The following is a 24,415-nucleotide window of genomic DNA, read 5'->3' as shown; positions in this document are numbered from 1 at the left end:
GGGCGATGCAGGATCAGCTCAACGGGCGGCCGAGGGAGACGCTCGGTTGGAAGACGCCGGCCGAGGCGCTACAATCGGAGCTGGCAAACGCCAACCGTGCAATGACCGCCTGACGCCGCCCCGTCCCCCTGTCACACCCTTGTCACACGGAGCGGCCCGCCGATCGGCGGGCCGCTTTTCACGTTCCAGGCAGGCTGCTTGTGGTAGCTGGCCTCTACAGCCCCTCGGCCTCGAAGCGCTTCTTCAGCGCCTCCTGGTGGATGCTGTACTGTAATGCCATCTCCTTGGCCACGCGTCCGCTCTTCACCAGGTCGAACAGGCTCTGGTCCATCGTGCGCATGCCTTCGGCGCCGCCGGCGGCTATCACGCTGTCTATCTGGTGCGTCTTCTCCTCGCGGATGAGGTTGCGGATGGCCGTGTTCGTGACCATGATCTCGAAGGCGGGCACCACCTCGCCGTCCACCGTGGGCACGAGCTGCTGCGACACGATGGCGTCCAGCACCATGGACAACTGCATGCGTATCTGGCGCTGCTGCGAGGCGGGGAAGGCGTCGATGATACGGTCCACCGTGCCGGCCGCGCCCGTGGTGTGCAGCGTGCTGAACAGCAGCTGCGCCATCTCCGCGGCGGTGACGGCCGTGCCGATGGTCTCGTAGTCGCGCATCTCGCCCAAGAGGATGACGTCCGGGCTCTCGCGCATGGCCGAGCGCAGCGCCTCGCCGTAGGTGGCGATGTCGGTGGGCACCTCGCGCTGCGTCACGATGCAGCTGCCGTGCTTGTGGACGTACTCGATGGGGTCCTCCATGGTGATGATGTGCCCCGAGCGCTCGTGGTTCAGCTTGTCGATGATGCAGGCCAGCGTCGTGGACTTGCCCGCGCCCGCCGGTCCCGTGACCAGCACGAGGCCCTTCTGCAGGTGGGCTAGGCGCAGCACCTCTTCGGGGATGTGGAAGTCGGCCGGGTTCGGCAGCCCGAACGGGATGACGCGGATGACGGCGCCGAACGACCCGCGCTGGCGGAACACGTTTGCGCGGAAGCGCCCCACGCCCGCGATGGCGAACGAGAAGTCGTCGTCGTGGTTGCCGTTGTCCACGAAGCGCTGCATGCTGCGCCCGCTCACCTCGTAGATGGCGCGCACGAACGTCTCGGTGTCATCGGGCATGAGCGGCGCCGAGTCCAGGCGGATCTGCCGTCCGCTCACCTCATAGGACAGCGGCAGGCCTGCAATGATGAAGATGTCGGACGCCTTCGCGTCCACCATCTCCCGCAGCAGCTCTTCAAGTTTCATCTCATCGCTCCTATCGTGTCTGCGCAGCGCCCGACCACAGCGTCTCGCCTGCGCCGTTCTCCGTCCACAGCGTCGTTGCCTTCCATGACGCCACGCTGTACGTGGCGTCCGCGCGTATCTCCAGCACGACGGCGAGCGTGCGCCCGCTGTCGGCAGTGAATTCCGCCTTGACCGTCGATCCGTCAAGCTCGGCACCTTCCGGCAGCGCCGCGCGCACGGCGGACAGCGCCTCGGCCAGCCCGCCGTGCGCTGCGCGCACCGGCGCGAGCGCGGCGTCGACGTCCGCAACGAGCTCTTGGCCCGCCCGCTCGTTGGCGTACGTGTCGGTGGTGAAGGACGCCTGCCGTTCGGCGGCGGCGTACGTGGCCTGCGCCGTCGTCACCGAGAGCACGGCCATGACGGCCAGGCACAAGATGATGACGAGGGCGAACAGGCTGATGGGCCCTATGCGCACCGATCCGCGTCCCCGCGTGGTCACACGGCATCGCCCCCTTCCGCTGCTCCGTCGCTCGCGTAGCGGGCCGCCTCCAGCTCGTAGACGACCTCTCCGTCGCGGCTCACCGTGATGCTCGCATGGTACAGCGTGCCGCCCTCCGTGGGCTCGGGCACCACTTCGCGCGTCACGAGGTAATCGCCCTCGCCGGCACCGGCTGCGGTGCCCAGCGCATCGCCGTCGCCGTCGAACGCCTCGCTCTGCGTGCCGGCGAGCGGCATCGCTGCGAACTCCTCGGCGGCGTTCGAGGCCAGCAGGACGGCCTGCGTAAGCTGGCGCTCCTCCACGCCGCGGTTGTGCGCCGCGCCGAACAGCTGCATGAACATCGCCAGCGCGAACGCCAGGAACGCCAGCAGCACCAGCGCCTCCACCACGAATGCGGTGCCGTGCCAGGTGGCGTCGGGCCCGCGGCGCGCGGCGAGCAGCGTCTCGGCCGGTTTCCTCGCCATGCTAGGCACCTCCCCTCACGCTGCGCAACGCCACCTGCACGCTGCCGTCATCCGTCTCCACGGTGAGCAGCCCGTTCTCGTAGGAGAACGCGAAGCGCTCCGAGGCGACGACGGGGGTGGCCTTCTCCGGCGTGTACGCCGCATCGGCCAGCGCGTACTCCTCCACGATGGAGCCCTGGTAGGCGTAGATGCGCGTCTCGAACGTGCCGCTGTCCAGCCGCTCGGTCAGCACGAGGGAGCGGCCCTCGGGGCCCTTGCCCGCACCGACGGCATCCACGGAGTCGGCCGCGCGCACGCTGTTCGCGATGAGGCCCGTGGCCAGACGTGTATCGTCGGCCTGGTCGCGCACTTCCACCAGCGCGCGGTACAGCCCCGTGCCGGTCATGATGGCTATGAGCAGTGCCACGATGAACAGCGCGAACAGCAGAACCGTGAACAGGCGCCCGAAACCCTGGCCGCCTTCCGCGCGCTGTGCGATGCCCCTGCTCGTCAAAGCCTCCATAACCGCATCCTCGTCCCGCCCGGAAGGGCGCTCGCCCCTCATCGCGGAACCACCACGACGCTCGGCATGATGTTCTCGGCGAACACCTCGTAGGTTATCACGTAATCGTCGCGGTTCACGCGCAGGCCGTAGCCCTGCTCCAGGTGCTCGAGCGAGGAGGGGTAGGAGCCCTCGATGGCGCAGCATTGCTTCGCGCTGTCCAAGATGGCGTTGCGCACGGACACGGCGCCCTGCTCGCGCAGGTTCTGCCCGACGGCCCCTGCTGCGAACCAGCCTCCCACGGCCAGCGCCAGCACGAGCGCCAGGGCGGCGAGCCTCATGCCCCGCCGGCGCTTCCGCTGCCTCGACGTATGCTTGCGGTCCATGCGAGCCACCTTAGCCGATCGATCCCATGATGCCGATGAGCGGCAGCATGACCGACACGAGCGTGGCGCCCACGGCCACGGTCAGGAAGGCGGCGAGCGCGGGCTCCACGCCGTCCACCAGGCGGTCCATCTTCATGATGGCGCCGTCGAAGAACGTGAGCGACAGGCGTCCCAGCACGTCCTCCATGCTGCCCGAGCGCGCGCCGATGGTGAGCATGCGGGCGTAGACGGGCTCGAACACGCCGCTTTCGGAAACGGCCTGCGCCAGGCTCTTCGGCGCGGCCAGGTCGAGCATGGCCTCGCGCGCGCCCTCCAGCTGCTGGCGCAACGCACGGTGGTCCACCATGGCCACAGCCTCCTTCATGGCCGTGTCGGTGTCGATGCCCGAGGCCACGTAGGTTGCCAGCGCCGACGTGAAGCGGCTGAGCGCCAGCTGGTACATCGTGTTGCGCGTGAGGGGCATGCGCTCGGCGGCGCGCATGAGGCTGCGGCGCCCGCCCTCGCTGCGCATGGCCACGGCCATGGCCAGCACGACCACGGTGCATACGAGCGTCACGGCCAGCGCCGCCCACCCGATGCCGATGGATGCGCCCACGGCGTTGAACGACCCTGCCGCCAGGTTGCCCGACAGGCTCTCGTACACGTCCACGAACACGGGAAGGATGACGGCCACCGTGAAGGCCAGGATGACGGACATGACGCAGAGCAGGGCGGCGGGGTAGACGATGCTCGAGCGCATCTTCGCGAACAGGCGTCCCTCTTCGTCATAGTACACGGCCAGCGTGCGCAGCGTGGGCTCAAGGCGGCCCGACACCTCGCCTGCTCCCACCATGTCCACGACGTGGCGGGGGAAGAAGCCCGAGCCATCGAGGGCCTTCGCCAGCGGCTCGCCGGCGATGAGCCGAAGGTACACGGCATCGCACGCGCGCTTGAACGCGCCGTCCTCCATGTTCTCGCCCAGCAGGCTCACGGCCTCGTCGGTCTGGATGCCGGCGGCCAGCATGATGGCGACGCTCTCGCAGAACGCGCTTACGGAGCTGCTCTCAAGCACGGTTGTGGCCATAATCTCATTCGCTCCTTGTCCGACTTTGCGCTTCCGGGCCTTGCGGCGTCCTCTTCGGCTCGCACTCAGTACGTGTACCGGTCAGTGTATTCCTTCGCGTCCCCCACGGTTTTCCCCGACCCGCCGGCGGCGGCAAACGTCAGGTCGATACGCGTCCATGTGTTGGGGTCGACGCTCACCTCGACGCTCTTCCAGCTGCCATCAAGATATACCAAATTCCAAGCATGGTAAATACTATCAGGGGAAACGTATCCAGTAACGATCTTCGTGGGAATTCCAAGGCTGCGCAGCATGGCGGCTCCCAGGCTCACGTAGTCGAAGCAGATGCCCTTTCCCTCGGCCAACGTGGCATCGGGGTTGGGCACGTAGCCCGTTGCGTCGGCCAGGCGCTCGGCCTTCTCGGTGTCGTAGCTCACGTTCTCGGTGATCCAGGTGTAGATGCTGCGCAGCACGTCGCCCTCGTTCTGGGCGCCGGCGGCAAGCTCGCTCGCCTTCGCCACGCAGGCGCTGTCAGCGTCGTAGTCGCAGAACACGTTGGGGCGCAGGAAGGGCTCGAACTCGCTCGCGAGCACCACGTCGACGGTGGTTCCGTTGATGGGCACGTAGCGGTCGCCCTCGGTGTTCTGCATGACCTGCACGTCGTAGGCGCCGTCGCCCATGGTGAGGGGCACGGAAACGGGCGTGCCATCGCCGGGCAGGTCGTAGTTTCGCTTCACGCCGTCCTTGGTGACCAGCAGCTTCAGGCGGCTCTGGTTCTGCGCCGAGGCAGCCACGTAGCCGAGCGAGGCATGCGAGACGTCGATCATGCTGTCGTGGTCGGCCACCGCGGCATCGGCGTCGAACGGGGAGGTGGCCAGGGACGGACGCTCGAAGGCGGGCCCGCTCGTCGTGCCCGCGCTGTCGCCTGCGCCCACGGTGCCCCCGCCGCCCGATTCGCCGCATCCGGCGAGCATGCCCAGCCCGACGGCCAGCGCCGCGGCCACGGCGAGCGCGAGCGCGGCGACGCGGGCGCGGCGCAGTGCCGTCGCCGGGCGGGCTTTGCATGCGCGCTGGCGTCTCACGGGTTCCTATCATGGTCGCATCGGGGAAGGGGCGCGCGGGCGCGCCGCCTCGTTTTGCGTTCATTATAGCGTTGTCCGCGGATGCGGGTTCCGGGTGTTCCCCGCCCACACAATCGCATCGCCCGCAGGCTGCCTGCCGAGTTGGCGGTTCAACGAGAAATTGAGCCTCGGCCCGAGTGTCGCGTTTTTCGCGCGGTAGGGGCGACGAATCGATTATCCTTCGGGGAAGCATGTTTTGAAAGGCCCTTATCGACCCGCAGCACCCCTGCTCGTCACCGTGTTCGTTCCCCGTTCCAGCGATTTTTGCTGCTAAATTTGCAACATTTGTGAAAATGCCCTCTCAAATGGGACGATGCGATACGCTGGGGGTCGGAATAGGAATACGTTTGTGATAGAATTGCTTGCTGGGTTGCAGTCTGTACGTCGCTGCAGCCTACCATGGAAACCTGCGCAAACCAGCATGAGCGAAAACGTATAAGCGAACCAAAGTAGACGACGCCTCGAAGGGCGGTGGCGCTGCGTACCTGCAGCCAGAGGATTCGGTGATACGTATGAGCATGTTGGAAAAATTCTGCGACGCGAAGAACACGTTCGAGGGCAAGGCGCTGGCCGCATTCATGGCAGCGGTGCTGGCGTTCTCCCTCGTCAACCTTTCCTCCCTCGCCGACGCGGCCGAGAACGGCGCGCCGACCGACGCCCCCGAGGCCCAAGTCGACAACCCGTCAACCGAGGCCGCCGACAGCCCGGCTCCCGAACCAGCCCCTGCGGCCGAGCCCGAGGCCACCGCCACGCTGGAGACCCCCGCTGTCTCCGAGGCGCCTGCGCAAAGCGAGGCGCCTGCCGCCGAGCCGTCTGCTCCTGCAGCCGACCTCCCCACTGCCGAGCCCGGCGTGGCCGTGGTGGGCTTGGAATTCCAGCATGCGTACGTGGCATACTTGGGGCAGGCCATCGCGTTGCCTGCCGATTCCATCAACGTGCCCTTGAACAAGGAGCTTTCGTTCGCCGCCTACGCCGACGAAGGCTACGAGATCAGTGCGGTCAAGGCCGTTGCGAAAGGCGTCGAAGCCGAGCTCCGGGCCGATGCGACCACCGGGGAGTACAAGGTTCCTGCCGAACAGGTGACGAGCAACCTTATCCTGAAGGTGGAGGCCAAAGCCGCGGAAGCCGAAACTTCCGAGCTTGAGACGCCTGCTGCCGAACCCATCACCTCCGACACGAAGATCGGCGAGGATGGGGCAGGCGGGCCCGAGGCCGACGGCTCCGACAACGGTGGGTCCGACGCGATCGGGGACGATGTCGTCGAAGTCGAGGCCGACGTGAGCAGCCCTGCTTTCGAGGGCTACGCCCAAGCGGGCAACGTGCTCGTGAAGGTGACTGCTGCCGAAGGCGTGCTGCCCGAGGGAACCACCGTGCAGGCCGTGCAGATTACCAGCTCCGCTGTCATCGATGCGGTCGAGGCCGCAGTAGAGGAAAAGGGCAAGGAGCTGGAGAATGCCGTCGCCGTCGACGTAACGCTCCTCGGCCCCGACGGCAACGTCATGCAGCCCGACGCCGCAGTGAACGTGTGCTTCTTCAATGCCGGTGTTTCCGGCGAGGCTATGGGCGTATACCACGTGGCGAACGACGGCTCGAGCGTGAGCGCGGTTTCCGCCCGTCAGGCAGACGCCGCCGCGCAGAGTTTCGACGTGAGCCACTTCTCCATCTACGTCGTGACGGCCGAGGGCACGCCGAAGCTCGCCACCTATAACTTCTACGGCGTGGATGGAGCTCTTGTCGGCACGCAGATCGTCAAGACCGGCGAGAGCTTGTTCGAGCCCGAGGCGCCTCCGGTCGCCGATGGCCAATTCTTCCAGGGCTGGTATGCAAAGAACGGCGAAGACTGGGCGGGCAGGTTCGTCGATTTCGGTGCGCAAGTCGTTACCGAAACGTTCACCAGCGACCTGTACGCAAAAGTTTCCGGGGCGTGCTACGTGTACTTCATGGACAACGGCGGTCGCGTTTACTCCACCAAATCAGGGGCCGATGGCGATGTCGTCGCGGCCGATGTGGCGTTCCCTCTCGCTCCGAACGAGAGCGTGACGGGATGGTACACAGAAAAGGAGCTTGTCAACAAGGTGGATTCGGTGACGTTGGGTGCGGAGAGCATCACGCTGTACCCCAAGGTCGAGACCGGTGTATGGATGACGTTCGACGCCAAGGGCGGCTCGTACACCGAGCCCGAGTTCGTGAGCGTCGGGGGTACGTCCGTCGAGCCCGCCGCGCCGACGCGTGCGGGCTACCGTTTCGCCGGCTGGTTCGCGGACGAGGAGTGCTCCAAGGCCTACAAGTTTGGCTCGTCGCCGAGCGGTGACACGACGCTGTATGCGAAATGGGAGGCGGCCACGGCGAAGTACAGCGTGGCCGTGTGGCTCGAGGCGGCCGATTCGACGAGGGACGCGTCGCGGTACGATTACGTGACCACGCTCGACTACGAGGGGACGACCGACAAGGAAGAGCCGCTCCCCAGCGCGTCGGACATCAAGCAGAACGTAGCCTTCCTGATCGACGGCAAGTACATCCTGAACGAGAGCAACGAGTCGAGCGACAAGACGGTCACGGTGAAGGGCGACGGCACGGCCATTGCCAACGTGTACCTTGACCGAGCGGAGTTCACCGTCGATTTGCGCTGCTCGGCGAAGGGCGAGAGCGGGAACAAGAAAGATTACGTCACCGCGTACCAGATCACGGCGAATTACGGCGCGGACATCGCCGACCAATGGGATGCGGCGACGAAGGCGGTGAGCGCGAAGTACGGAACGCGCGTTTGGGTCGAGGATCCCAAGAACCCCGGAACGACGATCAACCCGGTCGTCGCTCCTTTCCGGACGATGACCGAGGACATGACGCTCTTTTACGTCAACAACGGCAGCGCGCTGCATCACCTGGAACTTCGCGTGGAAAAGGTTGGCAACACGACCCCCATCAAGAAAACCGATCCGAACTTTCCGAAATACAACTCGGGTTACCGGTATCAGAACAACTACGATACCAGCATGTTCGAGAACTACGACACCCTCGTGTTCAGGGGTGCGGGCGTGCATGCGGAGATTCAGAATTACGTGAACGCCTTGAACGGTTTCGAGTGGGTCGGAGCGGACTTGGCGAAAAACCAAGGCTTCTTCCAGATCGGGAACACCTGGACGGCGCGCCACTATTTCGAGCGCAAGTCGTACACCATCACGTTCAACAACCAGGGCGCTATGAGCACGAGCGCGCCCATCAAGTACGGCACGTCCATCGAGGGCGAAGGTGCGGCACCGAGTGCGAAGGACGCGGGTGTTCCGGAAGGCTCGACGTTCGCAGGATGGTACACGTCCCCGACGTTCGCCGCGGGGACCGAGTTCTCCTTCGATGGTGCAACCATGCCTGCCAACAACGTGGTCCTGTACGCGAAGTGGATCCTCCCCACGTACCAGGTCACCTATTACCAGGACATGGGCGGCACGGCCTTGGCCAAAGAGAATGCGGTCGGCTACGGCGAGACGGCGATCGACGAGCCCTCGTCGATCGCGAGCGTTCCCGAAGGGTACAAGTGGGTCGGATGGACGACGCGTTCGGGCTCCGAAGGCGACTACACCTACAGGGTGTTCAACTTCGACACCCAGGTTTACGGCGATGTCGAGCTCTACCCCTACTACATCAACGACGAGAAACGCTCGGTTGCCTACGATGCGAACGGCGGCGTAGGCGAGGTGCCGACGGATGACCGCTCGTATGCGCAGGGCAGCTTCGCCAAGGTCGCCGAGAGCACCCTCTCGGCATCGACCGACGGCGACCGGTTCCTCGGGTGGAACACGAAGGAGGACGGCAGCGGCGCCACGTACTATCCCGGCGGCATGGTGCAGCTGGGCGAGGCGAACGTCACGCTGTACGCACAGTGGGGGCCGGCCGTGCCCCAGACGTCCTTGACGTACGACCCGAACGGCGGAGCGGGCGACGCCCTGACCGAGACGGGCCTTCCCAATAACGGCGAGGTGACGCTCAAGACAGCAGATGCCCTGGACTTCGCCGCTCCGCGGGCTGGCGTGCACTTCGCCGGCTGGAACACGGCCCCCGACGGCTCGGGGGCGTCGTTCGCCGGCGGTACCGCCGTCCGGGTCGATCTCGTTGGGAACGGCAATATCCTGTATGCCCAGTGGGCCCTCAACACCAATACCCCCTACACGGTGGAGCGTTACCTGCAGAACCTCGATGGCAGCTATCCCGACACGGCAACGTATACTGACGGCACGCTTGTCGGCACTACCGACCAGCTTGTGAGCGCCGATACGTCCGTGGCCTATCCAGGCTTCACCTTCGATGCCGGCAATGCATCCAATGTGCTCGAGGGCACGGTGGCTGGCGACGGATCGCTCGTTTTGAAGGTGTACTACGAGCGTAACGCTTACAAGGTGGCCTACGAGCTGGACGGCGGCGATACCACGTCGCCCGATACGACGTTCGACGGCGTCAAGTACGGCGCATTGACGCCAGCCATCGATACGCCAACGAGACTTGGCTACACGTTCCAAGGATGGGACCCGGCGGTGTCGCCCACCGTCACGGGCAATGCGGTGTACACCGCGCAGTGGCAGCCGCTTCCCGATGTGAGCCTTGAGTATGTGGCGGAGGGCGCGGGCGGCAGCGTCATCGGCAAGGATGGCGAGCCCGGCCAGACGGCGACGGAGCGGGTGAGCCCGCTTTCGGGCGAGCCGCATGGCGCCGCCGCCGTGCCGAACACCGGGTACCGGTTCGCCGGTTGGTTCGTCGACGGCCAGCTTGCGAGCGATTCCGCGCAGCTCGACCGCGCGGTCATCGACGCGCACGCCAAGTCGGGCGAGGGCCTGTACCGGTCGACCACGTTCACGGCGCGTTTCGTGGAGAACGAGGCCACGCTCGCCTATGCATCGGCTGACGAGTCCTTGGGCACCGTCGATCCCAAGAGCGAAACGGTTGCGGTGAAGACCGGCGTGCCTGTCGGATCCGTTGCCACGCCTGCGGCCGACTGCTACTTCGTGGGATGGAGCGCGGGCACGGACCCTGCCATCATCTCCGAAGATCCCACGCTGGACAAGGCGACCATCGACGAGCATGCCAAGAAGGACGGCCTGTACGAGGGCGCTGCTTTCGTCGCGCACTTCGCCAAGAAGAAGGAGCTGGTCATCACCTCCAAGGGCGACACGTTCGTGTACGATGGCACGCCGCATCGCGCATCCGATACGGTATACGAGGTGGTGGGCCAGGAAACGCCTAATCTATCGCTGGAGAACTTGACGGCATCGGCCGAGGAGACGGACGCGGGCAGGTATCCGGTTGCGTTCAGCGGCAAGGAGAACCTTGTTTTGAGGGACCGCGACGGTCTCGACGTGACCGAGCAGTACAAGGTCAGCTACGTTGAAGGCAAGCTGGTTATCGGAAAGCGCCCGGTGGAAGTTGCCGGCGAGGGCTGGATCGAACCGCAGCCGTACAAGGGCGAGGAGTACGTGAAGTCGGGTTACGCCGCCGAGCTCCCCAGCGGCTTCTCTGAAATGCAGCCGGGCGGCACGCGCGGATTGGTGGGCGGGCAATCCATCGAGGCAGCCTATCGCCTTGCAGGTGCAGACGCAGGCTCCTATACCGGCATCTTCTCGGGGACGCCGACGGTGAAGGATGCCGCGGGCAACGACGTGACCGACAACTACGACATTTCTACCAAACCGGGCACGCTGAAGATCGTGCCGTCGGAGACGCAGCTCGTCATCACGGCCGCCACCACGTCGTGGAGATACGACGGGCAGCCGCATGCTGACGGCACCTACGCCGTCACGTACGGCGGCGTGCCGGTGACTCCGAACGAGAGCGGCGAGTACGTGCTGCCCACCGGCGACAAGGTGTCTGCCACGGTCGAGGGCAGCGTCAAGAACGTGGGCGATACGAGACCCGAGAACAACCAGGTGACCTCCTGGTCGCTGGAGAACAAGGCCAACTATGCGAACGTGGTCGCCAACCCGGGCACGCTCTCCATCACGCCGCGCGAGGTGACGCTGACCAGCGCCACGGACAGCAAGCCCTACGACGGCACGCCGCTCGTGAACAAGACGGTGCGGGTGACCGAGGGCAGCTGGGCTGCGGGCCAAGGGGCTCGGTACGAGGTCACGGGCACCCAGACGCTCGTGGGCTTCTCCGAGAATTCGTTTGCCTATACCTTGACGGGCGGCGCAAGCGAGGACAACTACGACATCAAGACGGTTTTCGGCTCGCTGACGGTGACGAACGCCGACGCCCTCTACGCGGTGACGGTAACGGCGAAGTCCGGCACGGCCACGTACAACGGCACGGAGCAGGAAGTCTCTGGCTTGGTCGGCGAAACCGAGCGCGGAGTGCGCTTCGAGATGAACGGGCAGGACTTCTTCGTCACGGGGCTCACGGCGCGCGGTGCGGGCACGGATGCCGGCGATTACCCGTCCAACGTGGTGGGCGTGCCTGTGGTGAGGGACGCCGAAGGCCATGACGTAACCGACCAGTTCAAGGTGGATACGGTCGATGGCGCGCTTGCCATCGGCAAGCGCGAGGTGACGCTGGCCAGCGCCTCTGACGAGAAGGTGTACGACGGCAGGGCGCTTGTCAACGATACGGTAACCGGCAGCGAGGCGTTCGTCGAGGGCGAAGGCGCAACCTTCGCGGTCACGGGCAGTCAGACCATCGTAGGCTCCTCGCCGAACGAGTTTACCTATGAGCTGACCGGTGCCACGAAGGAAAGCAACTACCGTATCGCGACCAGCTTCGGCAGACTGAAGGTAACCGGCCGCGATGATGCCGCCAAGTACCAGATCAAGGTAGAGGCGAATTCGGCCGCTCCCTCCTACAACGGCGAGGAGCAGACGATTTCCGGCTTCAAGCAGACGCAGTTCACCTTCAACGGGGCCGTTTTCACGGTGTCGGGCTTGACCGCCGAGGCCGCAGGCAAGGACGTCGGCGAGTATCCGGCGAACGTGGTTGGCACGCCGGTGGTCACCGACGAGGCTGGAAACAACGTAACCAGTCAGTTCGTCGTTGACGTGGAGAACGGCATGCTCTCCATAAAGAAGGCTCCGCTCGTGCTCGCTTCCGCTAGCCTTTCCAAGCCCTACGACGGTACGCCGCTGGTGAACGGCGAGACGCCGCTGGCGGAGCAGAGCGGCTGGGTCAAGGACGAGGGTGCCACCTATCAGTTCACGGGCTCGGTGCTGCTGCCGGGCGAGACGCAGTCAAACGAGTTCGCCATCGTGCCGAACGCGGGTACGAGCCTGGACAACTACGAGTTGGCGAAAACCGAAGGCCAGTTGAGCATCGAGGGCCGCGAAGCCGATGCCAAATACGAGATAACCATCGAGGCGAACTCTGGCGAGACGCTCTACGACGGCCTTGAGAAGCAGGTTGAAGGACTGAAGACCACCACATTCGCATTCGGCGATGCCACGTTTGCCGTAACGGGCCTTGAAGCCCGTGCCAGCCGCACCGACGCGGGAACCACGACGGTGCCCATCAGGGGCAAGGCTGTGGTACTCGACGCGCAGGGCAATGATGTTACCAGCCAATTCAAGATCGATTATGTGTCGGGAGCCCTCGAAGTGAACCCGCGCCAGGTGGTGCTGACGAGCGCCAGCGCCGAGAAGCCTTACGATGGCACGCCGCTCACCAACGACGCCGTGACCGTCTCCGGCGATGGCTGGGCGGGAGACGAGGGCGCCGCCTATGACGTCACAGGCTCGCAGACCGTGGTAGGCTTCTCCGACAACACGTTCGCTTACACGCTGGAGCGCGGCGCGAAGGCGGGCAACTACGTGATAGACCTGCGGTTCGGCATCCTCAAGGTGACGAACCGCGATGCCAAGTACGAGGTGGAGGTGCAAGCCAACTCCGGCGCGTTCACCTACGACGGTATCGAGAAGAGCGTTTCCGGCTTCGTGGGCGAAACCGAGGACGGCGTGCCGGTGACCGTCGGTTCCAGCACATTCTACGTCAGCGGCCTCTCGGCGGGCGCCGCCCTCACCGATGCCGACTCCGTGCCGGTTGCCGTAACGGGTGCCGCCGTAGTGACCGACGCCCAGGGCAACGACGTGTCGAGCCAGTTCAACGTGAAGGTCAAGCAGGGCACGCTCGAGATCATGCCTCGCACGGTGACGCTGACCAGCGCCTCGGCTACCCGCGAGTACAACGGCGAGCCACTGGTCGCCCATGGCGTGACCGTCTCGGGCGACGGCTGGGCCGAGGGCGAGGGCGCTGCATACGACTACATGGGTTCGCAGACGCTCGTGGGCACCTCGCTCAACTACTTCTCATACGCTTTGAACGCGAACACGAAGCCCGGCAACTACCATTTGAAGCAGATCGAGGGCTCGCTGAACGTGACCAGCCGCGAGGCGAAATGGGACGTGGCCCTCGAGGCCGTTTCCTCTACGGTGCTCTACAACGGCGCTACCCAGGTGCTCGAAGGCTTTGTCGGCCAGACCGAGCAGGGTGTGCCGGTTCAGGTTGAAGGACATACCTACTATGTCACCGGTCTGACGGCCTTGGCCTACGGCATCGATGCGGATACGTACGTGCTGCAAGGCACCGGTACGCCGGTGGTGACGGATGACCAGGGCAACAACGTTTCCGAGCAGTTCGCGGTTTCGGTGAAACCGGGTAAGCTCGTGGTGGAGCCGCGCCATGTGGTGTTGGAGAGCGCGACGGATCGCAAGCCCTACGACGGCTCGCCGCTCGTGAACGGTACCGTGACCGTCTCCGGCGACGGCTGGGCCGAGGGCGAGGGCGCCGCTTATGCGGTGACCGGCTCCCAGACCCTGGTGGGCTCGTCTGAGAATGTGTTCGCCTACACGTTGGAGAGCGGCGCGAAGGCGGGCAACTACGTGATAGACCTGCGGTTCGGCATCCTCACGGTGACGAATCGCGATGCCGCGTTCGCGGTTTCCGTGCAGGCGAAGTCCAACACGGTGACCTACGACGGCTCCGAGCAGTCGGTGTCCGGCTTCACCGACGAGACCGAGCAGGGTGTTCCCGTGCAGGCCGGCGGCCGCACCTACTATGTGGTGGGCCTTAAGGCCGAGGCTGCCGGAACGGATGCCGGGACCTACCGTACGACGGTGTCCGGCACGCCTGTGGTGAGGGATGCTGATGGCAACGACGTGACGGACCAGTTCGCGGTTACGCCGCAGGCCGGCACGCTTCTGGTCGAGCAGCGCCCGCTGACGCTCGTGTCCGCGAGCCTTTCCAAGCCCTACGACGGCATGCCGCTCGTGAACGGCGCAACGCCGCTGGCGACAGAAGACGGTTGGGCCGAGGGCGAGGGCGCGACCTACGTGTTCACGAGCTCGGTCGCGCTGCCGGGCGAGGTTGCCGCGAACGCGTTCGTCATCAAGGCGAACGCTGGCACGAACCTTGGAAACTACCAGGTGGGCAAGGCCGAGGGTCAGCTGTCCATCGAGAACCGTGATGCCCGTTACGAGGTTGAGTTGACGGCCAACTCGGGCACGTTCTCCTACAACGGCGGCGAGCAGACGGTTTCCGGATTCAGGGGAGAGACGGCCCTGGGCGTGCCGGTGCAGGCTGACGGCCGCACCTACTACGTGACCGGCCTCTCCTCGCACGCTTCCGGCACCAACGTGGCCGACTCCGTGGCATCCATCCCGGTGCGGGGCGCGGCCGTGGTGAAAGATGCCGACGGCAACCTGGTTTCCGAACAGTTCAGCGTCAAGGTGGTCCCGGGGAGCTTCGCTATCGAACCGGCTGCGCTCGTCATTGCGGCCAACGATGCCGGCAAGAGCTACGGCCAGGCCGACCCGGCGCTGTCTGCAACGGTGAAGGGCCTCATGGAGGGCGACGTGTTCGAGGGCACCTACGACGTGGAGCGCGCTCCCGGCGAGAACGCGGGCACCTACGAGATAACCGTGGGCAAGGTGCGGCTGCCCCAGAACGGCAACTACACGGCAACCACGCAGCCCGGCCGCTTCGTCATCGCTCGGGCCGATGCGCTCATCCTCGTGGTGGGCGACGCGAGCAAGCCTTATGACGGCACGCCGCTCGTGCCGGATGGCGTGACTCCGATCGGCTTGCAGCAGGGTGACACGGTCGAGGTCGTGTACGGTGGGTCGCAGACCGACGCGGGCACGAGCCAGGGCACGGTTTCCGGCTACGTCGTGCGCAACGCGGCTGGCGAGGACGTGACGGCCAACTATCCCACGGCCGAGGTCGTCCCGGGCAACTTGACGGTCGTTCCGGCCGCTGTCACCATCACGGCGGCAGATGCCTCGAAGGTTGTCGGTGCCGAAGACCCCGCCTTCACGGGCACGGTCGAGGGCTTGGTTGCCGAGGGCGACCTGGGCGACGTGACGTACCGCCGCACGAACGCCGACGAGGGCGCAGGCGTGTACGTCGACGTGATCACGGCGTCGTACACGGCGAATCCGAACTACAGGGTGACCGTGGTTCTCGGCACGTTTGCCATCACGGCTGCGCCGGTTCCGGTGGCGCCGCCTGTGCCTCCCGCGACCCCGCCGGCTCCGGCGACGCCTGCGACGCCGCCCACGCCGACGCCCGGCACGGTGCCGCCTGATGCGCTGCCGATCCTCGCCCCCATCGCGGAGGTGCTTGAGGACGCCGTCACGCCGCTTGCCGGACCGCAGGAGCAAGCCATCGAGGACGACGGCACGCCGCTCGCCGGCTTTGACCGGGTGAACTGCTGGGTGCACTATTACCTTATCCTGGGCATCATCGTCACGGTGCTCTACGGGGCGGGCGTGCTGGTACGTCGCATCAACTTCACGCGCAAGCTGAAGGACTTCGAGGATGACGTGCTCGGCATCGAGGACGAATCGACGGCTGTCCCGGCGCCTGCGCCGCTCGCGACAGAAGGCAAGGAGGCCTAGCATGAGGAAGAGCAACGTGATCATACTGGCCGTCTTGGCCGTGGCCGCGGGCTTCTTCCTGTGGCTGTGGTACTACCTGGGCTTCAACTTCGTGGACGATCCGTTCGATTTGGTGCTCGCCGTGGTGTGGTGGGCCGTGGTCGTGGCGTTGGTCGTCGGCATCCATGCCGCCGAGAGGAAGCGCCAGCGCCGCGTGCGCACGGCCTACCTTGCGCCGGGCGTGCTGTTCAACAGCGAGGCCGGGTTCGTCGACCTTGCGGCGTTCGAGGAGGGAACCACGCTCGTGGACGCGCTCGAGCACACGCTTGCCGACCTGAAGTACTCCTTCGATCGCAAGGACCCGGCCGATGAGGGCGCAGCGGCGCCCGACGGCGCCGTGCCCTCCGCCGCGATGGCGGGCGGCCTCTCCGCATCCGACGAGGCGGCCGCCTCTGCCAAGCCCCGCGGTACCGTGAGGTTCGAGCGCATCGTGCGCACGGACAAGTTCGACAAGGGCGACGCCGGCAAATGGGAGGGCGAGGTCGTGGACGTGAAGACGCAGGAAGCCACGCCCTTCAAGGGCAAGGAGGAACTCTCCGCCCTTCTCGCGGCATAGCCCCGCCAGTCAGCCTTCCAGCCAAGTGCAAAAAAGCAGGCGCCCCCTCGAACGAGGGGGCGCCTGCCGTTAGGACCGAAGAAGCGCTGCGCTAGTCCGAAGAAGCGCTGCGCTAGTCGTCGACTCCGATGATGACCGACGAGGCCTTGACGATGGCGTAGGCCTTCTTGCCCACTTCCAGCTCCAGCTCCTTGAGCGACCCCATGGAGATGGTCGACGTGATAAGCTGGCCGCCCTCCAGCTCCATGATCACGATGGCGTTGACCGCTCCCGGATGAATGGCCGTGATGGTGCCCTTCAGCGTGTTGCGTGCAGAAAGCTTCATTGAATCAATGCACCCCTTTCGGGTCGTCCCCTCGTTCCAAACCGTCCCCTCCATTGTAACGCCCCTGGTGCATTCGTGCGAGCAGAACCGCAACTCGCGAGAGCAAGCCGGCTCTTCCGAGGCTTTACCAAGATTTGACCGGCCCGAGACAGAGGCTTGATGCTCTTTCTTCATCATGTTCCGTGCGGCGCTGCTCCGTCGAGGGCGGCACTGCGCGAAGCGAACAGATACGCGCCCGGGAGGGGCGCCAAGGAAAGGAAGAGCATGAAGAAGCGTTTGGTGATGATGGCGATGGGGGCCTTGCTCGCGCTGGGCGCGTTCGGCCTCATGGGCTGCTCCGGCGGCGGCAACGCCGGCTCCGGCGAGGCCGACGGCGCAGCGGGCACGGTTCCGACCGGCGAGGTCTCCGTGTACTCGCGCGAGGACGGCTCCGGCACGCGCGGGGCGTTCGTCGAGCTCATGGGCATCGAGGAGAAGGATGCCAGCGGCGAGAAGGTCGACATGACCACCACGTCTGCCGCCATCACGAACTCCACGTCGGTCATGATGACGTCGGTGGCAGGCGACGAGAACGGCATCGGCTATATCTCGCTCGGCTCGCTGAACGACACGGTCAAGGCCCTCAAGATCGACGGCGCCGAAGCCACGGCCGCCAACGTGAAGAGCGGCGACTACAAGGTGGCCCGCCCGTTCAATATCGTGACGAAGGACGGGCTGTCCGATGTGGCGCAAGACTTCATCGACTTCGTCATGAGCTCAGACGGTCAGAAGATCGTCGAGGAGGAGGGCTACATTTCCGTAGCCGATAGCGCCGCCGCGTACACCGGCTCCGGCCAGTCCGGCAAGATCGTCATCGCGGGCTCCTCTTCGGTGACGCCTGTCATGGAGAAGCTGGCCGAGGCCTACAAGGCCATCAACTCCGGCGTGACCATCGAGGTCAACCAGTCCGACTCCACCACCGGCGTGAACATGGCCACGGAAGGCACCTGCGACATCGGCATGGCCTCCCGCGAGCTCAAGGACTCCGAGACCGGCGTCACCCCCACGGTCATCGCCCAGGACGGCATCGCCGTCATCGTGAACAATGCCTCCACCGTTGACGGGCTTTCCTCCGAGCAGGTGAAGGGCATCTACACCGGCGAGATTGCGAACTGGGAAGACGTTCTGGCGTAAAGCCCGGCGACCCGACTGACAAGGAACCCGCATGTCTCACGTACATCTCAAGGAAGGCATTGCGAAGGCGCTGTTCGTGGCTGCCGCGGGGATTTCGATCCTCGCGGTGGCCCTCATCTGCGTATTCCTCTTCGCGAATGGCGTGCCGGCCATCGCCCAGATAGGCCTTCCGGAATTCCTCTTCGGCACCACCTGGCGTCCCGCCAACGACGTCTATGGCATCTTCCCGATGATCGTGGGCAGCATCTACGTGACCGCCGGCGCCATCATCGTGGGCGTGCCCACGGGGCTCTTGTGCGCCATCTTCCTCTCACGGTTCGCCGGCGGGCGCGTGGCGGCGGTGCTCAAGCCCGGCGTGGAGCTTCTGGCGGGCATCCCTTCGGTGGTCTATGGCTTCTTCGGCCTGGTGGTCATGGTGCCGTTCATTCGCGACAACATGCCGGGGCGCGGTCTCTCGCTTCTGGCGGCCGCCGTGCTGCTGGGCATCATGATCCTGCCCACCATCATCACCGTGGCGCAGAGCGCGCTCGATGCCGTTCCCAAGAAATACTACGAGGGGGCCCTGGCGCTCGGCGCCGATCACGAGCGTGCGGTGTTCCGCGTCATCGTGCCCGCTGCGGTGTCCGGCATCATGGCCGGCATCGTGCTGGGCGTGGGCCGCGCGATCGGCGAGACGATGGCCGTCATCATGGTGGCCGGCAACCAGCCGGCCGTTCCGGGCAGCATCTTCGACGGCGTGCGCACCATGACGGCGAACATCGTGTTGGAGATGGGCTATGCGGCCGACCTGCATCGCGGTGCGCTCGTGGCCACCGGCGTGGTTCTGTTCGTGTTCATCCTGTTGATAACCATGCTGTTCAACGTCATCAAGAAACGAGGTGAGATGAAGTGACCACCCGCAAGCTGACCATAGCCTACGAGGCGGCCGATGCGTCCGCGGCCGGCTCTTCTGGTTCGATCAACCCGAGTGACCGTTTTGATGCGCTCTATCAAGTTGTCGAGGCGCGTCATAACAAAACACGCCGCATCGTGTCGACCCTCTTGCGGTGGATCGTGTACGCGGGCGCTGTCATCACGTCGTTGGTGCTGGCCTTCGTCGTGGGGTATATCCTGGTCAACGGCGTTCCCTACCTGACGCCGAGCCTGTTCGAGTGGGAGTACGATTCCACGAACGTCTCGCTCATGCCCGCGCTCGTCAACACGCTCGTCATGGCGGGGCTCTCGCTGCTCATGGCGGTGCCCGTGGGTGTGGGGTCCGCCATCTACCTGGTGGAATATGCGAAGCGCGGCAGCCGCTTCGTGCAGATGGTGCGCACCACCACCGAGACGCTGCAGGGCATCCCCTCCATCATCTACGGCCTGTTCGGCCTGCTGTTCTTCGTGACGGCGCTCCAGTGGGGCCTGTCGCTTCTGGCGGGTGCCTGCACGCTGGCCATCATGGTGCTGCCGGTGGTCATGCGCACCACCGAGGAGGCGCTGTTGGCCGTGCCGGACGCCTACCGCGAAGGCGGCTTCGGTCTGGGCGCGGGCCGTTTGCGCACGGTGTTCCGTTGCGTGCTGCCCTCCGCCGTGCCCGGCATCCTGGGCGGCGTGATCCTCGCGCTCGGGCGCTGCGTGGGCGAGGTTGCGGCGCTCGTCTTCACGGCGGGCTCCATTGCCGCCATCCCGAACTTCGCCGAGGGCGCGGCCGCGCTCTTCGACTCCACCCGCACCCTGGCCGTGCATATGTACGTGCTGTCCAGCGAGGGGTTGCATGTGAACGAAACCTACGCCACGGCGGTTGTCCTGCTGGTCATGGTGGTGCTGCTGAATCTCATGGCCACCTTCGCCGCCAAGAAGATGAACAAGGGAGGCAACGATGACTAATGCTACGTTGGAGAGGGCTGCCGCTGTGGCTGGCGCCCCAGCCACCTACCTGCCGCATGCGCAGGGCCGGGCGGCCGAGCGCAAGGCGGCCCGCAAGGCGACCGCCGACGCTCCGGCCAAGATGGGCGTGCGCGATCTGAATCTGTACTACCAGGACTTCCAGGCGCTCAAGGGCATCAACCTGGAGTTTCCGAAGAACCAGGTGACGGCTCTCATCGGCCCGTCGGGTTGCGGCAAGTCAACCCTGCTGAAGAGCCTGAACCGCATGAACGACCTCGTGGAGGGCTGCCGTATCGAGGGCGAGATCACCCTCGACGGCCGCAACGCCTACAGCGAGATCGACGTGAACGGCCTACGCCGTCGCGTGGGCATGGTGTTCCAGCAGCCGAACCCCTTTCCCATGAGCGTGTACGACAACGTGGCGTTCGGGCCGCGCACCCACGGCATAAAGAGCCGTGCCGACCTGGACGAGATCGTGGAGCAGAGCCTGCGCGACGCCGCCATCTGGGACGAGCTGAAGGACCGCCTGAAGAAGAACGCGCTCGGCCTGTCCGGCGGCCAGCAGCAGCGCCTGTGCATCGCCCGCGCGCTGGCCGTGCGCCCCGAGGTGCTGCTCATGGACGAGTCCACGAGCGCGCTCGACCCCATCTCCACCGCGAAGATCGAGGATCTTGTGGGCGAGCTCAAGAGCAAGTACACGGTGATCATGGTGACGCACAACATGCTGCAGGCGCTGCGCGTGTCCGACAAGACGGCGTTCTTCCTGCTGGGCGAGATGGTGGAGGCCGGCGACACCGACGACATCTTCACCAGCCCCTCCGACCCCCGCACCGCCGACTACGTTGCCGGGAGGTTCGGGTAGGAGAGGGCAACGCTTTACGCAAATTTGACCTCTCGGAGGCTGCGGCCGCGCGGCGCCTGGCTTACAATAGGCCCAACACGCGGCCGGGACGGCCGGGAGACCCCATGGAGCAACTGCGATGATCTACTACGTTGAAGACGATACCAATATCCGCGACCTTACGGTGTACGCGCTCAAGCAGGCCGGCTTCGAGGCGGCGGGCTTTGCCGCGGCGGGGGAGTTCTTCGTCGCCTGCAAGCGGCGCCTGCCGGAGCTTGTGCTGCTGGACATCATGCTGCCCGAGGTGGACGGCCTGGAAATCCTGCACATGCTGCGGGAGGATCCGGCCACGAAGCACCTGCCCGTCATGATGCTCACGGCCAAGGGCACGGAGTTCGACACGGTGAGCGGCCTCGATGCCGGCGCCGACGACTACCTGGCCAAGCCGTTCGGCATGATGGAGCTGGTGAGCCGCGTGAACGCGCTCATGCGCCGCGCCGCCGCGCCGGCCGTGGCGGCCGACGACGAGTTCTCGTGCGGTCCCATCGCGCTCACGGTGTCGTCGCACGACGTCTCCGTGAACGGCGAGAACGTCGCGCTCACGCTCAAGGAGTTCGACCTTCTGCGCACGCTCATGCAGAACGAGGGGCACGTGCTGTCGCGCCGCCAGCTTCTGGAGGACGTGTGGGGCATGACCTACGTGGGCGAGACGCGCACGGTAGACGTGCACATCCAGACGCTTCGGCAGAAGCTCGCCGCGGCCGTCGAGGGCGCGGACGCCTACATCCAGACGGTGCGCGGCGTGGGCTACTGCGTCAAGCAGCCATGAGATTCCGCATGCGGCCCCTTCCCGGGCGGGGCGGCGTGGGACGGAGCACCCTATGAGCCCTACGCACCTGCGGGTCAAGAGCCTCTCCGGCAAGATATTCTCGGGCGTCCTGGCGTTCACGCTGGGCGTCATCCTCGTGCTGGGCGTGGTCATGACCACCATCTACTATATGTCCTACGAGCACGACGCCGAGGCCGAGCTCGCCGCCAGCGCTCAGGATGCCGCGGCCTATCTGAACGCCTCGCCCACGACGGCGAACATCCCCGCGTTGGAGGAGCAGTTCGCCGGACTCACCCGCTACACGCTCATCGCGGCCGACGGCCAGGTGCTCTACGACAGCGCCGCCGACCCCGCCGCCATGGAGAACCACGCCGGGCGTCCCGAGGTGCGCGAGGCGGGGGAGAACGGCCAGGCGGCCACCATGCGCTTCTCCGACACGCTGGGGACCGACACGGTGTACGCCGCCGTGAAGCTGGACGACGGCAGCATCATCCGCCTGTCCGAGACGCGCCACTCGCTCCTGGCCTTCCTGGGCGACATGCTGGCACCGGTGCTGGTTGCCGTGATCGTGGCGGCCGTGCTCGTGTTCGTGCTGTCCAAGACGCTCACGCGGCGCATCATGAAGCCCATCGACGCGCTCAACTTCGCCGACCCGCTGGAGAACGAGATATACGAGGAGATGGATCCGCTGCTCATCCGCATCGACGAGCAACAGCGCCTGCTCAAGCAGCAGAACCGCGAACTGGCCCAGGCGGAGAACCTGCGCCGCGACTTCTCCAGCAACGTGAGCCACGAGATGAAGACCCCGCTGCAGGTCATCTCGGGCTACGCCGAGCTCATGAAGAACGACATGGTGCAGCCGGCCGACCGCCAGAAGTTCGCCGCCCTCATCTACGAGGAGGCGCAGGCCATGCGCTCGCTCATCAACGACGTGCTCACGCTGTCGCGTCTGGACGAGTCCGCGTTCGGCGACGATGCGGTGCTCATCGACCTGCACGCCGTGGCCGAGCGCGTGGCGGGCCGCCTGGGCAGCTTCGCCGCCGACCAGCAGGTTCAGGTGCGCGTGGAAGGCTCTGCGGCGCGCATTGCCGGCAGCGAGACGCTGGCCGAGGAGATGCTCTACAACCTTATCGAGAACGGCATCCGCTACAACCACGAGGGCGGCAGCGTGGTCATGCGCGTGGAGGCGGAGCCGGCGCCTTCGGGCGGCACGCAGCCGGGCGAGGGCGCGGCGGGCCAGGTGGTCGTGCGCGTGAGCGACACGGGGCCCGGCATTCCCGAGGAGCTGCGCGAAAAGGTGTTCGAGCGCTTCTTCCGCGTGGACAAGAGCCGCTCGAAGGAGACGGGTGGCACGGGCCTGGGCCTGGCCATCGTGAAGCACGCCGTGCTCTACCATCACGGCACCATCGAGGTGGAGAGCGCCGAGGGCGCCGGCACCACGTTCGTCCTAAGGTTCCCGGCAGCCTAGCACACGCGCCATGCAACTCACCAGGCGAAAGGCGGCGTGGTAGAAAACGCGTCAGATGCGCGCGTGTTTCCTACAAGGTTCGAACGGCCTTCCTGCAAGCTTCCTGCACGATCCTCGCGGCTCCGACGCAAGGATCGTGCGTGCTTTTCACGGTCATCTGCACCCTTTCTCAACGGTTTCCCTGCAAGGTTGCGGCGCTATCCTCGTGCGGGCAGGCGAGGGCGTAGTGGGGCCGATCTTCCGGCACTCCTTCTCCCTTGCAAGGTGATAACTATTTTGTTATCATACGACGAAAGGCGGGAAGGATGTACGACATAGTGTTCTATCGTACTTCGAACGGGCGATCGGAATTGATCGAGCTTCTCGACGAGCTTCAAGTGAGGGCGGAAACGAGCAAAGACGCACGCATTGTAAGGCAGAAGCTGCTCTCGTACCTCGGCTCCTTGACGGAGTTCGGCACCAGGGTGGGGGAGCCGGCGGTCAAGCATGTCGTCGACGATATCTGGGAGTTGCGGCCGCATGACCTGAGGGTATTCTTCTTTTTGTGGAAAGGCAGCGCTTACGTGCTCTTGAACCATTATTGGAAAAAGGATCGCAAGGCGCCGCGAAGGGAGATGGTGTGTGCCCGTCGATTGCGGAGAGACTATCTGGAAAGGTTTGGGGCATGAGAGATTACGAACATATCAAGACTTTTGCCGACTACCTGGCCGACGAGGCGCGCATCACCCCCGCCGAGCGCGAGGAGATGCGGCTGGACGTGGAGCTGACGGGGAAGCTGATCGAGGCGCGCGAGGCGCGGGGGATGACGCAGCGCGATTTGGCGGAGGCGAGCGGCCTCAAGCAGCCGGCCATTGCCCGCATCGAGTCGCATCGCTCGGTGCCGCGCGTGGACACGCTGCTCAAGCTGCTGGTGCCGCTGGGCTACACGCTCAAGATCGTGCCGCTCGAAGGCAGCGACCGTCTTTGAGCGGCGACTGGAAGGCGACTGCCCCCGACTCATCGTTCGAAGGCGTCTCCCCTGATCGTGGCGCCGAAAGCGCCGCGGCCCCTTGGAAACGCCGAGGCGCTGGCAACCTCGCGGTTCCCAGCGCCTTCTCTGCGTTGCGTGAAGAGCCCCACCCCCGGCCAGAAGGATGAACCCACCTCAAAAGGTGGGTGCTCGCAGCCCGTTTCCTGGCTTTCGTATCAACGGA

General features: G+C 65.5%; 18 protein-coding genes. 10 read left to right on the top strand and 8 right to left on the bottom strand.

Translation table 11 applies throughout. The features are described 5' to 3' along the window. Positions 1–214 precede the first annotated feature (214 nt). The 7 genes from K9U15_RS07195 to K9U15_RS07165 all read right to left on the bottom strand — a co-directional run bounded on the left by K9U15_RS07195 (position 215) and on the right by K9U15_RS07165 (position 5,221). A complete protein-coding gene (locus tag K9U15_RS07195; protein ID WP_301155827.1) occupies positions 215–1,288 on the bottom strand; it encodes a type IV pilus twitching motility protein PilT in 1,074 nt (357 codons plus the stop codon). A 10-nt stretch (positions 1,289–1,298) separates the two neighbouring features. Next, the gene (locus K9U15_RS07190) at positions 1,299–1,766 is read right to left on the bottom strand and encodes a S4A5 electrogenic sodium bicarbonate cotransporter 4 (RefSeq protein WP_114569133.1); all 468 of its coding nucleotides are present in this window, start codon (positions 1,764–1,766) and stop codon (positions 1,299–1,301) included. Beyond that, positions 1,763–2,230, bottom strand: coding sequence for a hypothetical protein (locus K9U15_RS07185; protein WP_301155826.1), 468 nt, complete (start codon positions 2,228–2,230; stop codon positions 1,763–1,765). The genes K9U15_RS07190 and K9U15_RS07185 overlap by 4 nt, the downstream gene beginning before the upstream one ends. Before the next feature lies 1 nt (position 2,231). After that, on the bottom strand, positions 2,232–2,732 hold the full coding sequence (locus K9U15_RS07180) for a DUF4860 domain-containing protein (protein WP_114569132.1): 501 nt from the start codon (positions 2,730–2,732) through the stop codon (positions 2,232–2,234). A 38-nt stretch (positions 2,733–2,770) separates the two neighbouring features. Continuing rightward, a complete protein-coding gene (locus K9U15_RS07175; protein WP_301155825.1) occupies positions 2,771–3,097 on the bottom strand; it encodes a hypothetical protein in 327 nt (108 codons plus the stop codon). 10 nt (positions 3,098–3,107) lie between these two features. Further along, complete coding sequence (locus K9U15_RS07170) at positions 3,108–4,160, bottom strand: type II secretion system F family protein (RefSeq protein WP_301155824.1); 1,053 nt, start codon at positions 4,158–4,160, stop codon at positions 3,108–3,110. Positions 4,161–4,225: 65 nt separating this feature from the next. Beyond that, a complete protein-coding gene (locus K9U15_RS07165; protein ID WP_301155823.1) occupies positions 4,226–5,221 on the bottom strand; it encodes a transglutaminase-like domain-containing protein in 996 nt (331 codons plus the stop codon). A 551-nt stretch (positions 5,222–5,772) separates the two neighbouring features. On the opposite strand from K9U15_RS07165, the gene K9U15_RS07160 reads away from it, so the two are divergent. Together K9U15_RS07160 and K9U15_RS07155 are read left to right on the top strand one after the other, a co-directional pair. After that, complete coding sequence (locus K9U15_RS07160) at positions 5,773–16,125, top strand: InlB B-repeat-containing protein (RefSeq protein WP_301155822.1); 10,353 nt, start codon at positions 5,773–5,775, stop codon at positions 16,123–16,125. Position 16,126: 1 nt separating this feature from the next. Then, entirely contained in the window at positions 16,127–16,720 is a 594-nt protein-coding gene (locus K9U15_RS07155) for a hypothetical protein (RefSeq protein ID WP_015539544.1), read from the top strand. A gap of 112 nt (positions 16,721–16,832) precedes the next feature. Here K9U15_RS07155 and K9U15_RS07150 read toward each other — a convergent pair whose 3' ends face one another. Next, a complete protein-coding gene (locus tag K9U15_RS07150) occupies positions 16,833–17,045 on the bottom strand; it encodes a molybdopterin-binding protein (RefSeq protein ID WP_301155821.1) in 213 nt (70 codons plus the stop codon). Between the two features lie 264 nt (positions 17,046–17,309). On the opposite strand from K9U15_RS07150, the gene K9U15_RS07145 reads away from it, so the two are divergent. From K9U15_RS07145 to K9U15_RS07110, 8 genes are all read left to right on the top strand, one after another. Then, a complete protein-coding gene (locus K9U15_RS07145) occupies positions 17,310–18,218 on the top strand; it encodes a substrate-binding domain-containing protein (RefSeq protein ID WP_301155820.1) in 909 nt (302 codons plus the stop codon). Between the two features lie 31 nt (positions 18,219–18,249). Beyond that, positions 18,250–19,110 (top strand): phosphate ABC transporter permease subunit PstC, encoded by an 861-nt coding sequence (pstC, locus tag K9U15_RS07140; RefSeq protein WP_301155819.1) that lies wholly within the window; start codon positions 18,250–18,252, stop codon positions 19,108–19,110. Next, entirely contained in the window at positions 19,107–20,084 is a 978-nt protein-coding gene (gene pstA / locus K9U15_RS07135; protein ID WP_301155818.1) for a phosphate ABC transporter permease PstA, read from the top strand. The genes pstC and pstA overlap by 4 nt, the downstream gene beginning before the upstream one ends. 121 nt (positions 20,085–20,205) lie before the next feature. Next, positions 20,206–20,946 carry a phosphate ABC transporter ATP-binding protein PstB gene (gene pstB, locus K9U15_RS07130; RefSeq protein ID WP_301155831.1) on the top strand — a complete coding sequence of 247 codons (741 nt, stop codon included), beginning with the start codon at positions 20,206–20,208 and terminating at the stop codon, positions 20,944–20,946. Between the two features lie 118 nt (positions 20,947–21,064). Then, positions 21,065–21,754, top strand: a complete 690-nt coding sequence (locus K9U15_RS07125; RefSeq protein WP_301155817.1) for a response regulator transcription factor — start codon at positions 21,065–21,067, stop codon at positions 21,752–21,754. Between the two features lie 52 nt (positions 21,755–21,806). Next, a complete protein-coding gene (locus tag K9U15_RS07120; protein ID WP_278804960.1) occupies positions 21,807–23,222 on the top strand; it encodes an ATP-binding protein in 1,416 nt (471 codons plus the stop codon). A gap of 305 nt (positions 23,223–23,527) precedes the next feature. Next, positions 23,528–23,890, top strand: coding sequence for a type II toxin-antitoxin system RelE/ParE family toxin (locus tag K9U15_RS07115; RefSeq protein ID WP_301155816.1), 363 nt, complete (start codon positions 23,528–23,530; stop codon positions 23,888–23,890). Continuing rightward, positions 23,887–24,189 (top strand): helix-turn-helix domain-containing protein, encoded by a 303-nt coding sequence (locus K9U15_RS07110; protein WP_301155815.1) that lies wholly within the window; start codon positions 23,887–23,889, stop codon positions 24,187–24,189. Before K9U15_RS07115 ends, K9U15_RS07110 begins: the two co-directional genes overlap by 4 nt. Positions 24,190–24,415 lie beyond the last annotated feature (226 nt).

Source organism: Gordonibacter sp. RACS_AR68, from assembly GCF_030418485.1.
Classification (GTDB): Bacteria; Actinomycetota; Coriobacteriia; order Coriobacteriales; family Eggerthellaceae; genus Gordonibacter; species Gordonibacter urolithinfaciens.
This window is presented reverse-complemented; position numbering and strand designations above follow the sequence as displayed.